The sequence below is a fragment of the Vreelandella lionensis genome (genome assembly GCF_002087295.1).
GTDB lineage: Bacteria > Pseudomonadota > Gammaproteobacteria > Pseudomonadales > Halomonadaceae > Vreelandella > Vreelandella lionensis.
This window is the reverse complement of sequence record NZ_MWVI01000047.1, coordinates 19,279-36,100: the sequence shown is the minus strand read 5'-3', so window position 1 is coordinate 36,100 and position 16,822 is coordinate 19,279. Positions and strand designations below refer to the sequence as shown.

Genomic DNA, 16,822 nt, shown 5'->3' with positions numbered 1-16,822 from the left:
CGGGGGCCGGTCTCACGGATTCAGGATATCTTTAATGCCGTGGGCTTCCAAACTGTCGGCTAGGCACTCGCGGAACAGCTCACTCATAGCCAGACTTTTATCGCGCAGTGCCTGCATATCTACTTCGGCCCATAGAGAAAGCGAGGCTTCGAGCGCTGTGTAGGCAAGGGCGGAGTGTGTGCCAGTGCGAAAACGAGAAATATCGCCAGCAGGGGCGTAATCGGCATCAAACGCAAACGGCGAGGCGTGACCGTGCCAACCGGAAAGCGGCTGCCAGCCGCCGTCTTGCACATCTTTATGGACATAGAGAAACGCCGGAGCACCAGGGCCGCCATTCAGATACTTATAGGTGCAGCCCACCGCATAGCGTGCCCCCGCGCCGTTAAGGTCAATAGGCAGAGCACCTGCCGAGTGGGCAAGGTCCCAGATCACTTCGGCACCGTGATCGTTAATCAGCTTCGTAGTAGCGGCTATATCGCGGAGCTTGCCCGTGCGGTAGTTCACTTGGCTAAGCACCACTACTGCCACACCATCCAAGTGTGCAGCCAGATCTCCATCTTCGGGCAGAAAACTGTGCTCAGCACCGCTTACTCTGCAAAAGCCTTGAGCAATATAGCCATCGGTGGGGAAGTTGCCGCCTTCGGACAGCACTGCCTGCCGCTCCGCCGGTCGTTGCTGCCAGATATACCCTAGTAACTTAAAGATATTCAAAGTGATATTGTCGGTAACGCTCACTTCGCCGTGCCTGGCGCCAATAATCGGAGCCAATAGGTTGCCCAGGCGCTCTGGTGCATCGAACCAGCCCTGGTTCCAGCCTTTGATTAACTCGTCGCGCCATTTGGTCTAGGGTATTAGTGACGGCCTGCTTGGCCGCCATTGGTTGGGCGCCCAGGGAGTTACCATCCAGGTAAAGCACGCCTTCGGGCAGGGCGAAGCGCTGTTTGAAGTGGGCCAGCGGGTCTTGTTGGTCGCGCTCTCGAACGCTTGCCAGGGTTACACCGTTGAGGCTTAAGCTCATATCCATTCTCCAGACAATCGAATGCCATCACGTTCAGTTCAGGGTGGGCTAGGCGTCGCCGTTAAATAGACGTTCTGACGCTCCACAGTTCAGGGAAGAACTGTAAATCCAGCGCCTTGACCAGATAGTTGACTCCCGCCGTACCCCCGGTGCCGCGCCGGTAACCAATAATGCGCTCCACCGTTTTCATGTGGTTAAAACGCCAGCGCTGGAAGTTGAATTCAATATCTACCAACTTCTCGGCAAGCTCATAGAGATCCCAGTGCTTTTGACTGTTGTGATAGATCGCGCTCCAGGCTGCTTCCACCTCGCTACTGGCGGTATAGGGAATGCTCCAATCGCGCTCGATTTTCTCTTGCGGAATAGCAAACCCCCGTCGCGCTAGCAGCTGCAGTGCAATGTCGTAAAGGCTCGGCGCGTTCAGCACTTTCTGAAGTTTTTGATAATGCTGAGGTCTAGAGCGGTGCGCTTCGATTAGTTTGGCATTCTTGTTGCCCAACAGAAACTCGATTTCGCGGTACTGATACGATTGAAATCCCGAGCTTTGGCCTAGGCTGTCCCTAAAGCTGGCGTAATCCGCCGGAGTCATGGTTACCAGCACTTCCCAGGCTTTGATTAACTGCTCCTGTATGCGGGAAACCCGGCTTAGCATCTTGAAGGCTGGAGAAAGATTGTCTTGCTGGATATACGCAGCCGCCCCGTGTGCTTCATGTAGGCAGAGCTTGATCCAAAGCTCCGAGACCTGATGAATCACGATAAAGAGCAGTTCGTCGTGCTCTTTGGATAATGGATTCTGGCAGGCCAGGAGTGGCTCAAGGTCTAAATATTGACCGTAGCTAATGTCCTGGTCCCAGTGAATGGCTTCGTGATCATCGTTGTTATTGGGGAGTTGCATAGTTAGCCTGCCTTGCTTATTGATGTTTGTACGTTCGGCTCGCTTAGATCCCAGAATATGTCAGTCGCCAGTTTAAGTCTCTGATTGAGTACGCTTTCAATCAAAGTCTGCGGAGGCCAAAACGTGGTTTATCATCGCTGTAGACAGATTATATTTTGATTGGGTGGGTAGGGGCAGGGTGACTTCATAGAGTTCCGCTAAAGGAACAGTCAATTTGATAATGGTGGTGGCGATATTGAGCTCAGCCCTGCTTTCACTCAAATTGAGGCGTTTTAATGCTAAGAGTGCCACATGCCTAAGAGCGAAAGCAGGTTGATTGATTGCCGCATGTTGCAGGAGAGTTTAAATAGCGAGCTTATGCTTGATATGGTCGATAACCAAACCATGCTCATGTTGTGGGCTGAACATCACGATATCCGTATCCTCTTCCGCACGAACGCTGTGCCCAGGTGGCCAGTAAAACAAATCACCTTCCTTCGAGGTTTCCTCGCTGTGGTCAGAGAATAGCGCAGTGATAGCGCCTTTGACGACATAACCCCAGTGCGGGCATTGGCAACTGTCCCCCTCAAGGCCGTGCAGCAGTTCGGTGATATCAGTGCCGGAACCAAAGGAGAAGTATTCAGCACCCATTTTCCCAAACCCTGTTACGTCTCCAAAGTCGGTTTGCTGTCGGGCGACTGCTCCAGGTACGTCTAACTGGACAGGGATAGCTTCTTTTGAAATGTGCATAACGCGCCCTCCTTTCGAGGTGCAGGGCCACTTGGCCCGCAAGAAGTATAGTTGAGAAGAGGTGGATAGCTATGTTGTTGCGTTTTAGGATGCTTTTATACCGTTACCTTGATTGATTTCAATAAATTGGCTTGGCTATTTATTTAACAACAAGTGCCTAGCTGCTGCGCCTCTTTCCCGTACTCCGCTTACCTGCTGCACTACTTCGACTCCCCGTAGTTTTCTTACTGCCGGTACTTTTACGCCGTGTGTAGCTTTTCTTAGTGGCTCCGCTGCGTTTGGCGGGGCCTCCAACTTCGCCTTGGGCGGTTTGTAGGCTGTGGCGTAGTTTGGCCGCGTCGCTTTGGCTTAGTAGGGCGCGTAAGTCTTCCAGCAGCGCGTGTTGGAAGGCGTTGGGGTCGTCTTGCTGTTCAGAGATCGCTCGCAGGCGTTGCTCCCAGAGGGCAGTGCGTTCCGGTGTGCTGACGGCGCTAGGCAGCGCGGCGATCAGTGCGCAGCCGAGTTTGGTGGCGCGTAGGGCTTTTTGCTGGCGCACCAGGTAGCCGCGCTGCACCAGAGTTTCGATAATGCCTGCGCGGGTGGCTTCGGTGCCCAGGCCGTCGGTGTCGCGCAGAGTGCGGCGCACGTTTGGGTCGTCCACGTAGCGGCCAATGTTCATCATTGCTTTGATTAAGCTGGCATCGGTGAACGGTTCTGGTGGCCGGGTCTCTTTTTCCTCCACGCCTGCGGCGAGTGCTTGGCAGGTTTCGCCTTGGGTGAGCGGCGGTAGCGGCGGGGTGTCTTCGCGGGTGGTGAACAGTGGCTTCCAGCCGGGGTCGAGAATGCTTTGGCCGCGAGCGCGGAAGGCTTCGTTCAGCAGAGTGAACTCGGCTTTCACTTCAAAAGTGCGCAGCGGTCGGTAGAACTGCGCCATCACGTTGCGCACGATCAGTCGAAACACATGGCCTTCGGTGGCGGAAAGTTGGCTGAAATCGGCGGGCTTGCCGGTCGGTGCTAAGGCGTGGTGCGCGCCCACCTGCTTATCGTTCCAGGCTTTCGAGCGCAGGGTAAAGTCGGCCCCGTTGAGCCAACCTCGTAACGTGTCGTCATTCTGGCAAGCACCGGAGAGGCTACGCTGGGCAAGCGCTAGGTGCTCCTCCGGCAGGTAGCGGCAGTCTGAGCGGGGGTAGGTGATCAGTTTGTGCTGCTCGTAAAGCCGCTGGCAAATATCCAGCACCATCTGCGCGGAAAGCCCAAAGCGGCGGGCGGCATCTACCTGCAAGGCAGAAAGCGAGTAGGGCAGCGGTGGCGCTTGGCGCTTCTCCTGTTGGTCTAATGTGGTGAGCGTGCCGCGTGCGCCGGGTAGCTGAGCGGCCAGGGCATCGGCGGGCGTGCGGTCAATCAGTCGCCCTTGCTCATCCAAAGGTTGATGCGCTTTAGGAGCCCACCAGGCACGCAGCTGGCCTTGCGCCACCTGTAAATCTACCCAAAGCGGGTAGAAAGGATGGGGTTTGAAATCACGAATGCTGTTGTCCCGCCGCACAATCAGCCCAAGCACGGGGGTTTGTACGCGGCCTACCGAGAGCACGCCATCGTGCCCGGCTTGGCGGCCGGTGAGCGTCCAGGCGCGGGTGAGATTAATGCCATACAGCCAGTCAGCCCGAGAGCGCGCCTGGGCCGCCTGAAACAGCGGCTGAAACTCCGTATTCGGGCGCAGGCTGGCCAGCGCTCGGCTTACCGCTGGGCGGTTGAGGTCGCTAATCAATAGCCGCTGCACCGGGCCACGGTACTTCAAATGCTCGATCACCTCCTGCACCAGCAGCTGGCCTTCGCGGTCCGGGTCGCCAGCGTGCACCACGCTGGTAGCCTGCTTGATCAGTTTACGAATCACCGCTAGCTGGCCACGGGCTTTGGGGCGCGGCGCGAGCTGCCACGTGCCGGGCACGATGGGTAGCCGGTCGAGCCGCCACTGTTTATCGACGGGGTCGTAGGCTTCAGGAGGAGCTTGTTCCAACAAGTGGCCCAGGCACCAAGTCACCGTGGTATCGCCGCAGATAATCGCCCCTTCCTGACGTTGACCGCCGCCGGGCAGGGCATCGGCAATGGCACGGGCGAGGCTGGGTTTCTCAGCGATAATCAAACGCATACGTTATGGCCCTGGCATATATAGAAAACAGACGTTTATGTTAGCAGAACCTGCCCTGCTGATAGAGGGATTAGGAGTGAAAATTTATACAGGTATAGAACATGTCTAGTGCGTTCGTGATGTATAGTTTTTGTATAAAATTATCGGATTGAGTAAGCTGTCGCAAAGCACTGGGAGGCGGTTTTTATGCGCGAGCGCGGAAGAACACGACGTTTATTTGGGCTGGGTGCGCGTACGGGTGGTGCCCTGCTGAAAACGCGGCTAGGCGGCCAAGCGGATTGGCAAGCGCTAGGTGAGGCGCTGTTTGAAGGGCTTTCTGAATTAAAAGGCCCGGCCATGAAGCTAGCTCAAATTATGTCCCAGTGGGATGACCTGCTGCCGCCGGAGCTGGCCAACGAGTTGGCCCGCCTGCAACGCCAGGCTGAGCCGATGCCCTGGCCGAAAATTCGCGAGGCGCTAGTGCTGCAGTACGGTGATATCCAAACGCACTTCCGCGAGATTGAAGAGCGCCCCTTTGCCAGCGCTTCGATGGGGCAGGTGCACAAGGCGGTGACCCACGAAGGTGAAACCGTGGTGCTCAAAGTGCAGTACCCAGGGCTTGCTGAGGTTTTAGAGAGCGACCTTAAACAAGTGAGGCGCATTATGGGACTTGGGCGCTGGTTCAACGTCCCTCAGGCACGGCTAGATGCGCTGTTTGAGGAGTTGGCAGCCGGGCTGCGGGACGAGCTGGACTACCACGCCGAGGCCCAAGCGCTGGCCCGTTACCGGGAGCGCTACCAAGATAACCCAGCGCTGGTGATCCCCGAGCCGCTGTTTGAACTCTCCGGCCAGCACGTATTGGCCATGCGCTTTGTCGACGGCACCCCGCTACGGGATTTAGAAAGCGCGGATGACGCGACCCGTCAAAAAGTGGCCGTTGCACTGGCGGACTGGATTACCGAGGAGCTATTTACCTACCGTGAGCTGCACGCTGACCCCCACGCAGGCAACTTTGCCTGCGATGAGCAGGGCCGCTTAGTGATTTACGATTTGGGCGCAGTGATTCCCGTTCCCGAGGCGCGGCTAAAGGCCATGATGCAACTGCTGGATGCTACCCTGGCCCAAGACCCAATGGCCATGGATGACGCGCTGATGAAGATGGGCGGCCGCCAGGGCCAAGGCGCTCCGCTGGCGCTGTATCGCGAGTCCGCTGAGTGTATTACGCCGCTGTTTGCCCCCGGTGAGCAGGATTTCAGCGATGTGCGCGTTCACCGCCGTCTGCGGGAGCTCACCCCCAAAGTGTGGGCGGCCATGGACCGCCTTCAGCCACCGGCAGATACGCTGCTGCTCTCTCGAGCGCTCAACGGCCATTACTGGAACTTGGTCCGCTTAAAGGCCCGTTTAGATATGCACGACCGAACTCAGCCGCTGCTGGGCTGGGCGCGTACTGCTTAGCCAAGGCCCTGCCAAGCGATGACCGCTGCGGTAGCCCCGCCAGCCATGCTAGACTATTGCGCTTTTTAATCGGTTTTACAGATTTTATAGTCTTGAAGACAGTGGAGACGGCAATGCTGGCGGTATGGGTCGATCAACTGCTGGGATTTGCCTCTGGGGCACTCTCGGCAATCAGGCAGCAGGAACACTACCCCGATTTTATGACGTGGGTACGTGACAAAGGCGCGCAGGCGTTTAACGGCGATGTGGCCACCGCACAGGCGCTAGCGCCCATTCTATGGTCGCAAACTCCGCTAGAGCGGCTGGATTTTGCTAGCGAGCCCTTGGCAACACCTGGCCGCAACGAGCCGTGCTGGTGCGATTCCGGACGTAAATATAAGCAGTGCTGCTACCGCGTTAATTTCCCGACCGACATCCCTGAACAGATGATGTGGATGCTCTCGCTGCGCGAATGGAAGGGGGCCACGCTGAAGGCGGCGCTAGATAGCCAGCAGGCACCGCCACAAGCGCTGCTAGAAGCTGGGCTGATTGCCGCAGAGAGTGGTCAAACCGGCCGTTCCATGCAGATTCTTGAGTCGCTGTTTGATGGCAGCGACTGGTCGCGCCTGCCAGAGCAGGCTGAGCCTGCTTTTGAAATCCTGCTGGATATCTATCAAGAACGTGGTTTTACCCGCAAGCGTGCCGACCTGTTGGACGACGTGATGGAGCGCTGGCCTGCTGTTTTTGCGCGGCGTGGCGCTTGAGCGGCTGTGCTTGATGCACCTGGATAACGATGATTTAGACAGCGCCCGTGCGGCGTTCGTCAAAGCTCAGCAGGCGCTGCCCGATTCGCCAACGCTGGCCTACATTGAAGCCATGCTGCTACTCCATGAAGGCCATGAGAAAGAGGCCAAAGAGCGCGCTAACTTCTGGTATCGCCGGTTGGTGCGCCAGGGGGATCTAGATGAAGACCAGCTTGATTTCCTGGCCGCTCTGGCAGATAACCCCGGCGCAACGCTAGCCGACCAGCTTTTGAGCGCTGAAGAAGATATGGCGACGCCGCTGGTCTCGCTTCAGGCGCTGCTAGCGGCGCTGCCCATTGCTCCCAAGCTTTCCATTGAGCAGGATGCTGAGACCGGCCGCCTGCACTATACCACTACCGCCCGTGAAGAGACGCTGTTTGCCGCGTGGCACGAGCAGTTCCAGGTCATGGTGGATGAAGAGGTGGCGCTGGGCTTCCGTGATGACCCTTGGGGCAACGCGGTGGAGTGGATGTCGGAACTGTGTGCCCATCCGGAGTGGCTGGATGCGCCCCAGGTGGTGCAAGACCTAACGCTGGCGCTAACCAGCCGATTTGGCAGCCTGCCGTGGATGGCACCCAGCCTGCTGGAACCGTTGGCGCTGCGCCTTTCACGCTGGCTGGAACAGGCCCGTGCTGCGGGCGACGGCAGCCTGTGCTGGGACGACGCCGATAATGCCATGCTGCTGCGCACCGGCTTGGCGCTGGTCGTCGGCATGGAGCGTGGCGCGCGCCAACACTCCCGGGAGCTAGCCGAAGAGCTGCTGGCGATTGATCAGGAAGATAGCTTGGGTCTGAAAGAGCTGGTGCTTGACCAACTGCTGCGCGACGACCGCAACAAAGAGGCGCTAGCGCTGACTGAAGAGCCGCAAAAGGATGACGGTTCACTAGTGCTTGGGCTATTGATGGGGCGTACGTTGGCGTTGTATCGGTTAGAGCAGCAGGAAGCCGCTGAAACCGCACTGGCCGAGGTGATTGCTCATAACCGCCATGCGCTTGAGCTGCTATGTGCCGAGAACCCGCGGCCTTCCATGCCTCATGCCGATGGGCAGGTGGACCCCGGCTCGCGCGCAGAGGCATGGCAGTACCGTACGCTAATGCGTGATCAGTGGCGCACCACGCCAGGGGCGCTGGATTGGTTAGCCAGCCACCGCTGAGCTGTTTGCTGACTGTTTTTAGCTGCCTGCCTCGGGAACCGGAGTAGGCACTAGTTGCTTATCTCGGCTTATCCAAATGGCCAGTAAAATGGCGGGTAAGCCGAGCACTGTGGCCACCACAAAAAAAGTGGCGTAACCCTGAGCGCTCACCACATCCCGCCAAACCCCGCTCAGGAATTTCCCCGGTAGCGTCATGAGCGACGAAAACAGCGCGTACTGCGTGGCGGTGTACGCCCGTGAGGTCAAGCTTGAAAGAAACGCGATAAACACCGCACTGGCAAGGCCGTTGGCGAGGTTATCGCCAATGATCGTGACTACCAGCATCGGCACCTGATTACCGGTCAGCGCAAGCATCGCAAACAGCAGGTTGGTGACCATCACCAGCCCCGCGCCAAAAATCAGCAGTGGGCCAATGCCATAACGGGCCACCAGCAGCCCGCCCAGAATGCCTCCTGCAATGCTCATCGCAATCCCGAAAATATTGGTGACGTTGGCAATAGTCGCCAGTGAAAAGCCCAGGTCGATATAGAGCGGGTTGGCCATTGATGCCATGGCCAGGTCGCTGATACGGAACACGGCAATAAACACCAAAATACCCATCGCCTTCACCCCATAGCGGCGGAAGAAGTCGGTAAACGGGCCCACAATTGCTCCAATCACCCAAGCGCCCAAGCGGCGCAACGTTTTGGGCTTTCCACGGCTGGCGCGAATAAAGGCGCGCACTTTGGGTTCGTGAATTAATTGCACGGTTAATGAAGCGCGCTTGGGTTCTGGGCGAATCAGCACGGTAAGCACGCCAATGCCCACCAGGGCGGCCATGGTCAGGTAAGCCGCGTTCCACGATACCGCCGATGCCACATAAAGCGCACCGGCCCCTGCCGCCAGCAGCCCGCCGCGATAGCCAATAATGTACGTGGAGGCCATGGCCGCCTGGACATCGTCATCCGCGGATTCAATACGGTAGGCGTCTATCGCAATATCCTGCGTGGCGGAGCCAAATGCCACCAAGAGCGCAAAGGCGGCGACCCAGCCTAGGTTGCCGATTGGGTCTACTCCTGCGAGGCCAATGAGACCGGCGGCAATCATGCCCTGGGCCAACAGCATCCAGCCGCGTCGTTGTCCAAAAGCGCGGGTGAGCAGAGGCAGCGCGAGCCGGTCTACCACCGGTGCCCAGAAGAATTTGATGGAGTAGAGCATGCCGATCCAGGCAAAAAAACCGATGGCAGCTACTTCGACCCCGTCGCTACGTAGCCATGCGGAGAGCGTCGAAAACACCAATAGAAAGGGCACACCAGCGGAAAAGCCTAAAAACAGCATGGTGATGACAGGCGCTTTGCAGTAAATACCAAGCGCCGCCAGCCAACTGCGCTGAGGAGTCGGGGTGGGCATGTAAGGGTGTACTCCAAAAAGAAAACATCGGTGTCTAGGCCCGCTCAAAAACCGGTCGGTGTTAGACTAGCCCTGAGGTTGATGGACTGAGTTCCATGACAAAGCCGACAGCTTACCGGAGAGGAGTTTTCCATGTCGATTACCGCCCATCAGGTAGTGACCCTGCACTACGTGCTTAGCGATGTGCTCAGCGATGGCAGCCCCCGCGTGCTGGATGACTCCAATGCACGTCAAAAACCCCTGGAGTATCTTCACGGCCACGATAATATTTTGCCGGGCTTGGAGCGAGATTTAACCGGCAAAGCCGCAGGTGATGAACTAAGCGTCACGCTGGCTCCCGCTGATGCTTACGGCCTGCGTAACGAAGAGTTAGTGCAAGAGGTGAGTCGCGCGTCATTTGGCGGTGCGGAGATTGAGCCAGGTAGCCGTTTTCAAACCGAAGGCGAGGCTGGCCCGCAGATTGTCACCGTGCTGAACATCGACGGCGATAACGTGACGGTGGATACCAACCACCCCTTGGCAGGTCATACGCTGCGCTATCAGGTGAAGATTCTGGACGTTCGCGATGCCACCCGCGCAGAGCTTGCTAAAGGCCATCCGCTGCCACCGGGCACTGAACACAGTAAAGTAGAAGACCGTAAGGTGCTCTAAAAAAGCCGTTTTTATCGGGTGAAGCGCGTTAAAAACTGACCTGTATCAAGTTCCCGTTTACCCTTGCGGCCACCATTTTAAAAGCTTGACCCAGGTCAGTGTCCCCTTCTCTGAACGCAGTACGATGGCCCCATACATCACGGCGGGAGGGGAGCACCATGTACTGGGATGATGCGGTAATTTTCGGCCTAGTTACTGTCGCGCTAATGATCACCTTTATGGTCGGTTGGGTAGGCTTTGTGGTACGTGACCATTTGCGTAAGGATGAACGTAAGAAGCCTTAATTCAGCAGGCTGTGTCAGTCGTCAGGGGAGGGGGCTTACGTTAATGTGTAAGCTTCCTGTTGCCGGCCCAAGGGGCCGGCTTTTTTGCGTCTTTTTTTTAAGTTGTATTAATAACCGTTGAAGCGCATTGGCAGTTATGCTTTGGTAAAGTGCCTGATTTAAGCCTAAAGTACTCAACCACATTAGGAAATTCACTGCTATGAATGCTGTCTTTTCACGCTTGCCGATGCATTGGCGCTGTGGGGCGCTAATAAAAGCAGGATTAGTACTCGTCTTTACCACTGTTGGGGGGGCACCTGTCTCGGCAAATGCTCAGGCATTAAGCCTGATTAATGGTGAGTCAACGCAAAAGATCGCGCTCGGCGAGCTACGCCACCAATCGGATGTCACGTTTACAGTGTTCGACCCTTATCAGGGCCGCGACGTTGAAATGCGCGGCGTTGCGTTTCGTGATTTTTTAATCGAACACTTTGGTGAGATACCGCCAGCATTGTACTTTACGGCCTGGGATGACTACGAAGTGAGCCTGGGGGGCTGGGATGACCCAACCTGGTACTTGGTGACGTTTGAAGATGGCGAGCCGCTGACGCTACGCTCACGGGGGCCTATTCGGTTAGTTGAGCGCGAATATTCGGGCCGCGATGTGGCTAACCTGCGTGATTTCAACGATTGGGTCTGGATGATTCGCAGTATTGAGGCGCAATGGTGAGTGCCACGCCGCCTAATAAATCGCCGGTCTCGTCACGCTTACGGCGTGGAGGGCGGCGTTACGTCACATGGTTGACGCTAAGCCTTATGAGCTTTGTTGGGCTGATGGTACTGATTGTGTACGAGGCGCGCTGGGTTTACCCAGAAATACAGGCTTATTTCAGCCAGACGGGCAGCTTAACTGGCCAACAGTTGGCGACTCGTGCGCGTGGTTACGTGCAGCGCGCCCAGGAAAAGCTGCTGATGGCCTCGTCGCCCGTTGAGCTAGGCGAAGCGCGCCTTTCATTGGACCTGGCCTATGGCCTGTTTGATGTGCATATCTACCACCAGTATTACGCCTGCACTGCATCTAGCCTAGCGTTGATAGATGAGTTGGCTGAGCTCATTGACGCCCAACAGATCGATCCTTTTGATGCGGCCCATGCGCTGTTTATTCCAGTGGAGTGCTTAACTCGTATTGAGATGGATCAGCTGGATCGCCGTGGTATGGCCATCAATGATTTCTCCTCCAGCACGCGCCGTCATAATCAGGTATTGATCTACTCCAGTCTGCTGATTTTTGTCTTAGGCTTGCTCTTTTGGGCGATGCTCGAGCGCCAATTGCGGCGCACGGAACGGGCAACTGCCGAGAAGTTCTCCTGGATGGCCCGCGCAATGCGCGACCCACTCACCGGTATCGGTAACCGCAGTGCGCTCCATCAGGATGTCGCCGCTTACTCAGGCCGCTCCATGGGGCTGATTCTGGTCGATATCGATTTCTTTAAGCAGTATAACGATGCCTTGGGCCACCCTGAGGGGGACCGCCTGCTGCGCCTGCTGGCGAATTTACTAGGGGATGCGCTCGGTGCCGAGGCCACGCTATATCGCCTTGGGGGCGATGAGTTTGCCGCGTTGCTGCCGTGTCCCACTGATCAAGCGCTGACCCAGTATTGTGAGGCGTTACAAGTAGAGCTTGAGGCGGCGCAGTTCTCGCACCCTGCCCATCCCGATAACAAAGATGTCACCTTAAGTCTTGGTGGAACGCGCTTTGTGGCCGATGCAAACTCGTTTGCGATGGCCTATGAGGCGGCCGACAAAGCGCTCTATCAGGTGAAAACAGCGGGGCGTGATGGCTGGCAGGTTACTGCAAGCGCATAACATCTTTGTACATCGGTGCCAGGCGGCCTAGCATATCGTTGCGGGCCGCTAGCGGCACCCCTTCCTCTACCATGGCCGCATCCAGGTACTCCACTACTCGATTAAAATGCGCATCGGTAATGCCCATGGTTTGGTGGGCGCGGTCCATGGGTGGGCCTTCGTACTGGCAGGGGCCGTCGCTTACATCACACAGCTGAGAGGCCAGCGATGCCGCCAACAGGTCAATATTGCTATTGGCAAAGTAGCTGACGATCTCTTCGTCATCGGCAATGCGGTAAAGCAGGTTTTCGACCACGGCTTCAATGGTGGGCTGGCCGCCGATACGCTCATACAGCGTGGCGTGTTGGTGATGCTGGGCACAGCCGGTTAGCAGCAGCGTACCGATGAACGCACTGGCCATTAGCAGGCTGCGCGAAGTGCTTTTCAACGTCGTGTTTAACAGTCCCATGGCGGTTCCTTTTACATAGCCCTTGTAGTCTTTTACGCAGCTCGGTGAAGTAGCAAGAGCGGTTTAAAACGCCGCCTGTAATGAGAGGTAGCCGCCACGCTGGGGGGGCAGACCCGCAATATCGCCAAAATCTAGCCAAGCGCCGGTGAGCGAAACATGCTTATTAAAGAAGTAGGCGCTGTATACGCTTTGCCAATCCTCTTCATCGGCGGCGCTGAGGTTATCCGGCTTTTGGCGGTACTCGGTGCCCACTACCCAATTAGGCGTAACGAAGACGCCAACGCTGCCTTCTGCCATCCAGGCGTGACCACCTTGGTCGCCGCCAAACCCCAACAGGCCGCCTTGGTTAGCGGATGTGTTGCGTAACGTGGCGTTAAGTAGAACATTGCGGCCTAAAAAGGCGTTAAACAGCAGCTTGCTGGCGCTCAGGTAGGCATCGGTGCCGTTCACATCATCTGCGCCTAGGGCCGTGGGCACGGTGCCATCCACTAAGCGTTGGTGCATGACGCCCGCGCTCCACACGACCAGGGGGTGATAAAGCACATCGCCAAACAGGCGCACTTTCGCGCCATAAATATCCTGCTCTAGCTCGCCACCGAGGGTGGAAAGCTCGAAGGTTTGGCGGGCAATCGAAAATTCCATGCGGTCGTGGAGATTGACGCTGGCGCCGGTGACGGTGAGCTGATAATCATCGACCCACGCCCGAGTGGCGGCAGCAGTGACACCTATCTCATCGTCGCTTGCAGTGCTGGAAAGTACAGCCCAGGGAGAAAGGCCACCCCCTGCCGCTCCTTCAATGGCACTTACCGCGCCGGTGCCTAAAATGCGGCTACCCGCCACGCTGGGCGTTGCTGCTAACAGAGCGCTGAGCGCTGCTGCCGCTACGATGGTGCGCTGCTTTGATGAGCCATTTTTGCGCATAGTATTCCCTTTTTTCGTTAATTAATTGCCGCGGTGGAGAGGTGCAATGGCTTAAACTCATCTAGCCAGCCGGTAATGGCATCGGCTGGCATGGGTTTGGAAATCCAGTAGCCCTGCAGGTAGTCGCAGCGCAGCTGGCTCAAAATCTCCGCACTGGCGCTGTTCTCTACCCCCTCCGCAACAATTTTTAGCCCCAAGTGATGGCCCATCTCGATCGTCGAACGGACGATGGTGAGGTCTTCTTGCTGAGTGTCGATCTTCAAGACAAAAGATTTATCGATTTTCAGCTCATCCACCGGTAGGCGCTTAATTTGTGCAAGTGATGAGTAACCGGTGCCGTAATCATCTATGGCGATCTTTAGGCCCATCTGGCTGAGCGCCATCAGCGTTTCTGTAGCAGCTTCTACATCCTGCATCACGGCACTTTCGGTGACTTCCAGCGCCAACTGGTCAGGCGTTAAATCGTAGCTCTCAAAAAGCTCGGTGATATGCATGGGCAGGCCAGGGTCAATGACATCGCGGGCCGAAAGGTTGATCGCCACAGAGAGGTGGTGGCCTCGGCGTTTCCAGTGATGAAGCTGGTCGCAGACGTGGGCTAACATCCAGTCTGACAGTAGCCCAATATTGCCCGAACGCTCGGCCAAGCCGATAAACTCATCCGGGGGCACAAACCCGAGGGTGGGGTGACGCCAGCGCATCAGCGCTTCAAATTGGCAAACACGGCCCGTGGTGGTATCCACCTTCGGCTGGTAGGCCATCCACAGCTCGCCATTATCGACGGCCTCCTGAAGGTCGCGGATGAGCATCAGCTGACGTAGATGCTGCTCATCCTGGCCTTCTTCATAGCGCTCGTGGCTATGGCGATGACGCCGGGCCTTGTCGAGCGCAATATCCGAGCGGCGCAGCAGCAGCTGGGCGTTGTCGCCATGTGCGGGATAGTTGACTTCCCCGGCGGAGAGCGAAGGCATAATCAGCGATTTATCCAGGCTGATGGGTTCGCTGATCAACGCCATGATCTCTTCGCGTTTGTGCCGGTTAACATCTGCCTGCTCAAGCACCAGCATCAGTTCGTCACCGTCTAGGCGGTAAGACTTTATGACCGGAGAAGGCAGGTCTTGCATGCGCTTGGCGAGCGTCACTAGCAGATGATCGCCCAATTCGTAGCCGAAGGTGTCGTTAATGCTGCGAAAATCGTTGATCGAAAAGCGCAGCAGTGTGAAAGGTTGCCCCCGCTGAGTTAACCGCTGAATATCTTCAAAAGCGCTGACTCGGTTAGGCAGGTTGGTCAAAAGATCATGGCGCGATTGGTGCAACAGCGTGGCTTCGCGCTTGGCGATATCTTCCTGCATGGAGAGCAGGGTAGTGGCCAACTGGTTAGTTTCTGTGACCGAGCTGCCGCTTGAAATGTGTTCAATACGCTCGCCTTGGCCAATGCGCTTCGCGGCCTGTGCCAGGGCAATCAGCGGTTGACTAATGCTGCGGGCGCTCCACATGGCCGCTGCCAGCGTCAGCAGTAGCATCAAAGCGACAATACTTAATAGCTGCCACTGTAAATGGCTATAGGCACCTAGTAGCTCTTCACGGGATAGCTGAATTAAGGCAAAGGATTGGTGCTGTTGGTCTGCTAGCAGTGTGGAGGCATAAGACAGGTAATTGTCATCTTCCGACATTTGGCTGCGGGCTGTGTAGGCGCCTTCCATCAGTTTATCGCTATGGCCGCTCATTAGACCCATTGCCAGTTGCGCCTGGTGCGAACTGGCGAGATAGCTGATATTGCCGCTGGCATCATAGGTAACAATGCTGATTTCCAGGCCGGTTAGTGCATTGATCTCTTCGGTTACCCCTTCGTCAATCAGAAAGCCCATACCGACCCAACCAATCAGATTAGGCGCACGTACAGGCATGAGCACAAATTCGTAGGGTTCGCCTGCGGCAATGACCACACCCACGCCGCTGCCCGTTTGCTGGGCGCGCTCAAACAGCTCGGGGAAAGGCATCCGGCTGTCTTCCGGGTGATGGCTGCTGGCCAGCACATTGCCGCTTAAATCACTGAGCATCACCATATCAGCGCTTGCACGATCCCCATGATTCGCCAGTACTGAAAAGAGAGTGGCTGTATCCTCGGTGGCGACGGCGCTTTTAAAACCAAAATCGTCAGCCAAAATCGCTACGTTATTGCGCAACTGCTCGCCTCGAATATCGAGCAGTTGTTGAAATACACGTGCTCCTACCTCTAGGCGCTGGTTACCCTTCGCTAGCGCATCGTTTTGGGTGGCACGCAAAAACGCCACACCTGTGGCGAGCTGCGAAATGATTACTACCGTCAGTAGCACTAGTGTCAAGCGCGTGCGAAAGCGCATAGTCACCTCTGAAATTAAAAGGCGCCGTTGTCAGCGCCTGTCATCAATGGTTGTGCGTCGCATCACGGAAGCGTTGCTGCAAGGGTGAGAGCTTAGGAGGTTGCGGCGGGAGGGCGTTTAGCTCTAGTGCCACGGTAATGTTATCGGTGTCGCTAATCTCGCCTTCCCACCAGACGTTTTGGCTATCATCCACACGGCTATGCCATACCCGCCTACGGTGGCGACCTTCGGGAAGTTCAGGTAGTTCGAGCGTGCCTGTGCTATTGGTGAGGGCCGCGTAGGGGGCATCGCTTACTACAATAAACGCTTGCATTTGGTCGTGGATATTGCAGCCGAGCACCACGACACCTGCTTGTTCAAAATGAACAGGCGGCGGTGTTTCGCTCAGAAATAGCTCAAGATCAAATGTTTTTGCAGGCGAGAAAGAGAAAACATGATGGCGAGTAGTATCTTCATTTGGAAATGCCACATAGCTACCGGTGGGTACCGTTGTTACGTGGGGGTTAAACGTGGCATCCCGTTGGATAATATTGTTAGTTTGCACTTCAGAGGGCGTCGCTTTTTCAAAATAAACTTCAACGACAGCGTTTTCTAAAGGCGTTCCCTCCACATCCGTTACGCTAACGTTTGCCGCATGAGCGTGTAAGCTGAATAATGCGGCCAAACAGCCTAATGGCCAGGCAGATGGAGAAAAGCATGAGCCATTACGCGATAAGAGCATGGGGAGGTACCTAAATAAGAGCAATCGAAGTGGCTAATCATGTAACTATTGTGTTGAAAAGTCATGC

At 56.4% G+C, this 16,822-nt stretch carries 15 protein-coding genes and 1 pseudogene; 6 read left to right on the top strand and 10 right to left on the bottom strand.

Going from position 1 to position 16,822, the window contains the following annotated elements; translation table 11 throughout:
- Nucleotides 1–12: 12 nt before the first annotated feature.
- From B4967_RS05675 to B4967_RS05660, 5 genes are all read right to left on the bottom strand, one after another.
- The gene (locus tag B4967_RS05675) at nucleotides 13–735 is read right to left on the bottom strand and encodes an aminotransferase class V-fold PLP-dependent enzyme (RefSeq protein WP_243470359.1); all 723 of its coding nucleotides are present in this window, start codon (nucleotides 733–735) and stop codon (nucleotides 13–15) included.
- A complete protein-coding gene (locus B4967_RS18875; RefSeq protein WP_243470358.1) occupies nucleotides 698–1,018 on the bottom strand; it encodes a hypothetical protein in 321 nt (106 codons plus the stop codon). Before B4967_RS18875 ends, B4967_RS05675 begins: the two co-directional genes overlap by 38 nt.
- A 61-nt stretch (nucleotides 1,019–1,079) precedes the next feature.
- A complete protein-coding gene (gene kynA / locus B4967_RS05670; RefSeq protein ID WP_083024142.1) occupies nucleotides 1,080–1,913 on the bottom strand; it encodes a tryptophan 2,3-dioxygenase in 834 nt (277 codons plus the stop codon).
- Between the two features lie 342 nt (nucleotides 1,914–2,255).
- The gene (locus B4967_RS05665; RefSeq protein WP_083024140.1) at nucleotides 2,256–2,642 is read right to left on the bottom strand and encodes a cupin domain-containing protein; all 387 of its coding nucleotides are present in this window, start codon (nucleotides 2,640–2,642) and stop codon (nucleotides 2,256–2,258) included.
- Between the two features lie 157 nt (nucleotides 2,643–2,799).
- A complete protein-coding gene (locus B4967_RS05660; RefSeq protein ID WP_083024137.1) occupies nucleotides 2,800–4,767 on the bottom strand; it encodes a DNA topoisomerase III in 1,968 nt (655 codons plus the stop codon).
- Nucleotides 4,768–4,953: 186 nt separating this feature from the next.
- Between B4967_RS05660 and B4967_RS05655 the strand changes: the two genes are divergently transcribed.
- Both B4967_RS05655 and B4967_RS05650 read left to right on the top strand, forming a co-directional pair.
- Nucleotides 4,954–6,201: an ABC1 kinase family protein gene (locus tag B4967_RS05655; RefSeq protein WP_083024136.1), complete on the top strand. Its 1,248-nt coding sequence runs from the start codon at nucleotides 4,954–4,956 to the stop codon at nucleotides 6,199–6,201.
- 113 nt (nucleotides 6,202–6,314) lie between these two features.
- A pseudogene (locus B4967_RS05650) lies at nucleotides 6,315–8,136 on the top strand (SEC-C metal-binding domain-containing protein).
- Nucleotides 8,137–8,154: 18 nt separating this feature from the next.
- Here the strand turns inward: B4967_RS05650 and B4967_RS05645 are convergent.
- Nucleotides 8,155–9,525, bottom strand: coding sequence for an AmpG family muropeptide MFS transporter (locus B4967_RS05645; protein WP_083024134.1), 1,371 nt, complete (start codon nucleotides 9,523–9,525; stop codon nucleotides 8,155–8,157).
- Between the two features lie 132 nt (nucleotides 9,526–9,657).
- On the opposite strand from B4967_RS05645, the gene B4967_RS05640 reads away from it, so the two are divergent.
- The 4 genes from B4967_RS05640 to B4967_RS05630 all read left to right on the top strand — a co-directional run bounded on the left by B4967_RS05640 (nucleotide 9,658) and on the right by B4967_RS05630 (nucleotide 12,305).
- Nucleotides 9,658–10,176, top strand: coding sequence for an FKBP-type peptidyl-prolyl cis-trans isomerase (locus tag B4967_RS05640; RefSeq protein ID WP_083024132.1), 519 nt, complete (start codon nucleotides 9,658–9,660; stop codon nucleotides 10,174–10,176).
- Between the two features lie 158 nt (nucleotides 10,177–10,334).
- Nucleotides 10,335–10,460, top strand: coding sequence for a cytochrome c oxidase subunit CcoM (ccoM, locus tag B4967_RS20125; RefSeq protein ID WP_279384657.1), 126 nt, complete (start codon nucleotides 10,335–10,337; stop codon nucleotides 10,458–10,460).
- A 199-nt stretch (nucleotides 10,461–10,659) separates the two neighbouring features.
- Nucleotides 10,660–11,169: a hypothetical protein gene (locus B4967_RS18870; protein ID WP_243470357.1), complete on the top strand. Its 510-nt coding sequence runs from the start codon at nucleotides 10,660–10,662 to the stop codon at nucleotides 11,167–11,169.
- Nucleotides 11,163–12,305 carry a GGDEF domain-containing protein gene (locus B4967_RS05630; RefSeq protein WP_422821841.1) on the top strand — a complete coding sequence of 381 codons (1,143 nt, stop codon included), beginning with the start codon at nucleotides 11,163–11,165 and terminating at the stop codon, nucleotides 12,303–12,305. Before B4967_RS18870 ends, B4967_RS05630 begins: the two co-directional genes overlap by 7 nt.
- Here the strand turns inward: B4967_RS05630 and B4967_RS05625 are convergent.
- The 4 genes from B4967_RS05625 to B4967_RS05610 form a co-directional block, all read right to left on the bottom strand.
- On the bottom strand, nucleotides 12,289–12,753 hold the full coding sequence (locus B4967_RS05625; protein WP_083024128.1) for a group I truncated hemoglobin: 465 nt from the start codon (nucleotides 12,751–12,753) through the stop codon (nucleotides 12,289–12,291). The genes B4967_RS05630 and B4967_RS05625 overlap by 17 nt on opposite strands.
- 63 nt (nucleotides 12,754–12,816) lie before the next feature.
- Complete coding sequence (locus B4967_RS05620) at nucleotides 12,817–13,674, bottom strand: DUF3034 family protein (RefSeq protein WP_083024126.1); 858 nt, start codon at nucleotides 13,672–13,674, stop codon at nucleotides 12,817–12,819.
- Nucleotides 13,675–13,691: 17 nt separating this feature from the next.
- On the bottom strand, nucleotides 13,692–16,034 hold the full coding sequence (locus tag B4967_RS05615; protein ID WP_083024125.1) for an EAL domain-containing protein: 2,343 nt from the start codon (nucleotides 16,032–16,034) through the stop codon (nucleotides 13,692–13,694).
- A gap of 43 nt (nucleotides 16,035–16,077) precedes the next feature.
- Entirely contained in the window at nucleotides 16,078–16,578 is a 501-nt protein-coding gene (locus B4967_RS05610; protein ID WP_243470355.1) for a cupredoxin domain-containing protein, read from the bottom strand.
- Nucleotides 16,579–16,822: the final 244 nt, after the last annotated feature.

What these genes read in the sequence shown, in the direction of transcription:
- B4967_RS05625 (WP_083024128.1), bottom strand. Translation starts at nt 12,753, where the DNA reads ATGGGACTGTTAAACACGACGTTGAAAAGCACTTCGCGCAGCCTGCTA.
- ccoM (WP_279384657.1), top strand. Translation starts at nt 10,335, where the DNA reads ATGTACTGGGATGATGCGGTAATTTTCGGCCTAGTTACTGTCGCGCTA.
- B4967_RS05640 (WP_083024132.1), top strand. Translation starts at nt 9,658, where the DNA reads ATGTCGATTACCGCCCATCAGGTAGTGACCCTGCACTACGTGCTTAGC.
- kynA (WP_083024142.1), bottom strand. Translation starts at nt 1,913, where the DNA reads ATGCAACTCCCCAATAACAACGATGATCACGAAGCCATTCACTGGGAC.
- B4967_RS05620 (WP_083024126.1), bottom strand. Translation starts at nt 13,674, where the DNA reads ATGCGCAAAAATGGCTCATCAAAGCAGCGCACCATCGTAGCGGCAGCA.
- B4967_RS18870 (WP_243470357.1), top strand. Translation starts at nt 10,660, where the DNA reads ATGAATGCTGTCTTTTCACGCTTGCCGATGCATTGGCGCTGTGGGGCG.
- B4967_RS05665 (WP_083024140.1), bottom strand. Translation starts at nt 2,642, where the DNA reads ATGCACATTTCAAAAGAAGCTATCCCTGTCCAGTTAGACGTACCTGGA.
- B4967_RS05630 (WP_422821841.1), top strand. Translation starts at nt 11,163, where the DNA reads ATGGTGAGTGCCACGCCGCCTAATAAATCGCCGGTCTCGTCACGCTTA.
- B4967_RS05645 (WP_083024134.1), bottom strand. Translation starts at nt 9,525, where the DNA reads ATGCCCACCCCGACTCCTCAGCGCAGTTGGCTGGCGGCGCTTGGTATT.
- B4967_RS05660 (WP_083024137.1), bottom strand. Translation starts at nt 4,767, where the DNA reads ATGCGTTTGATTATCGCTGAGAAACCCAGCCTCGCCCGTGCCATTGCC.
- B4967_RS18875 (WP_243470358.1), bottom strand. Translation starts at nt 1,018, where the DNA reads ATGAGCTTAAGCCTCAACGGTGTAACCCTGGCAAGCGTTCGAGAGCGC.
- B4967_RS05615 (WP_083024125.1), bottom strand. Translation starts at nt 16,034, where the DNA reads ATGCGCTTTCGCACGCGCTTGACACTAGTGCTACTGACGGTAGTAATC.
- B4967_RS05655 (WP_083024136.1), top strand. Translation starts at nt 4,954, where the DNA reads ATGCGCGAGCGCGGAAGAACACGACGTTTATTTGGGCTGGGTGCGCGT.